The following is a 1,179-nucleotide window of genomic DNA, read 5'->3' on the forward strand; positions in this document are numbered from 1 at the left end:
GACGCACTGCACAGCATGGTCGTCGTCGACCGCGTCGACTGCGACCACCCCGTACGGACCTTCCACACCATCGGCGACACCTCACCCCTGCACGCCACCGCCGTGGGGCGCGCGATCCTCGCCCATCTCCCGAAGCAGGACGTCGAGGAACTCATCGCCCAGGGCCTGGAGCGCTTCAGCGACACGACCCCCGCCGACCCCGACGAGCTGCGCGCCGAACTGGACCGGATCCGCGCCGACGGCTACGCGATCAACCGGAACCAGTACCGGCCGGGCGTCTGCGCCCTCGCCGCACCCGTGCTCGACGAGAACGGGACACCGCTGGCCGCCGTGGCCATCTCGATGCCCGACTCCCGGCACGACGTGAAACGGGAGTCCGAGTGGGGTGGCCTCGTGGCCGGCGCGGCAGAGGAGATCAGCGGACGCCTACTGGGCGGCTGACGGAAGGTGGCGGCCCAAGAAGGCCCCGACCGGAGAGGGCCGGCTTGCACGCGTCGAAGCGTGCAAGCCGGCCCTCTCCGCATGTCAGGGCAGCCGTCTCCCCGGGCCCGACGGGGGCGTCGGGCCCAGGGCGGCCGCCGCGCGACACGGCGCGACAGGGGGCAGAGGCGCTCCCGCCGCTCATCGCCGGGAAGGCCATGAGGGCCCCAATCCCGCTTCATGCCGCATCGTGGAACGCCATGCTAGAATGCGGCATGAATCATGCCTGGGGCTCCGGGGAGGGAGTCAAAGGTGAGCGACGAAGCCACGCGACTGATGGGGGCCCCGGATGGAAATGAAGAGCGTCATCAGGTCACTGCGCATCCTGGAGGCGGTCGCCCGGCATCAGCCGGTCACCGTGGGCGAGCTGACGAAGCTCTTCGGCCTGCCGAAGTCGACGGTGCAGCGCACCCTGGTCACCCTCAACGAGGCGGGCTGGCTCCGGGCCAACCGCAGGGACACCACGCGCTGGGAGATCGGCGCCCGGGTACTGGCCGTACGACCCGCAGCCCTGCAGGGCTCCAGCCTGTTCGCCGCCGCCCGCGAACCCATGATCCGGCTCCGGGACACGGTGAACGAGACCATCCATCTCTCGGTGCCCGACGCACTGCACAGCATGGTCGTCGTCGACCGCGTCGACTGCGACCACCCCGTACGGACCTTCCACACCATCGGCGACACCTCACCCCTGCACGCCAC

At 70.7% G+C, this 1,179-nt stretch carries 2 protein-coding genes; both read left to right on the forward strand.

Going from position 1 to position 1,179, the window contains the following annotated elements:
• Window positions 1-441, forward strand: a 441-nt coding sequence (locus tag KUM49_RS37030; RefSeq protein ID WP_217241363.1) for an IclR family transcriptional regulator, incomplete at its 5' end; no start/stop codon positions are given.
• Between the two features lie 334 nt (window positions 442-775).
• The coding region (locus KUM49_RS37035; RefSeq protein WP_217241364.1) for an IclR family transcriptional regulator at window positions 776-1,179 on the forward strand (404 nt) is incomplete at its 3' end.

Origin of the sequence: Streptomyces sp. AC555_RSS877, from assembly GCF_019049245.1 — a bacterium.
GTDB lineage: Bacteria > Actinomycetota > Actinomycetes > Streptomycetales > Streptomycetaceae > Streptomyces.